Here is an 890-nt window from a genome sequence, read left to right as displayed (position 1 = left end):
GCGCTACTATGACCAGGTGGTGCCGATCCCCGGTCCCGAAGGCATCAAATGGGCGAAAGCGCTGGCGCAGCAGGAAGGCATCTTCACCGGCATCTCCGGCGGCGCCACCTTCGCCGTCGCGCGGCAGATCGCGGGCACCGCGCCGGCCGGCTCGGTCATCCTGTGCATGCTGCCCGACACCGGTGAGCGCTACATGTCGACGCCGCTTTTCGACGGCGTCGAAGCCGAGATGGACGCCGAGGAAACAGCGCTGTCGCGCTCGACGCCAAGTTGTCAGTTCGAAGCCTGAGGACAGACACCGCGACGCCGCCTTCAAAGGGCGGCGTCGCCATTCTTGCACATGATCACCCACATGCCGGCGGGAGAGATACGGATGGACAGCTTTCAGGAAACGGCGACCACGGACGAAACGCTCGATCCGCCGGACTGGACCGAGATGGGAGCGCTCTCGCACCAGGTCCTCGACGATGCCATCGCCTATCTCAAGGATGTCCGCGAACGTCCTGTTTGGCGAGAGATGCCGGCCGAGGTGCGCTCATTCTTCTCGGCGCCGTTGCCGCGGTCGCCGGCGCCGGTGGCCGACGTCTATGACGATGTGGCCCGCAACGTCATGCCTTATCCGATGGGCAACATCCATCCGCGTTTCTGGTCCTGGTATATGGGGGCCAGCAACTTCACCGGCGCGCTTGGCGACTTCCTGGCCGCGATCCAGGGTTCCAATCTCGGCGGCGGCAATCATGCCGCGGCATTGGTGGACAGCCAGGTCGTCAACTGGATGAAGGAGATGGTGGGTTTCCCTGCCTCGGCCGGCGGCACGCTGGTCAGCGGCGGCTCGATGGCCAACATCATCGGCCTGACCGTGGCGCGCAACGTCAAGGCGGGCGTCGACG

The 890-nt window shown here is 65.4% G+C and carries 1 protein-coding gene and 1 pseudogene; both read left to right on the top strand.

Annotated elements, in window-relative coordinates:
• Positions 1–289 (top strand): annotated as a pseudogene (locus EOD07_RS35930) (pyridoxal-phosphate dependent enzyme); the annotation flags it as partial.
• A gap of 84 nt (positions 290–373) precedes the next feature.
• Positions 374–890 (top strand): pyridoxal-dependent decarboxylase (locus EOD07_RS35925; protein WP_245470627.1); only part of this gene is annotated, 517 nt, incomplete at its 3' end.

The sequence above is a fragment of the Mesorhizobium sp. M2C.T.Ca.TU.002.02.1.1 genome (assembly GCF_003997225.1).
Note: the sequence above shows the minus strand (reverse complement) of the source record. Positions and strands in the feature narration are given on the sequence as shown.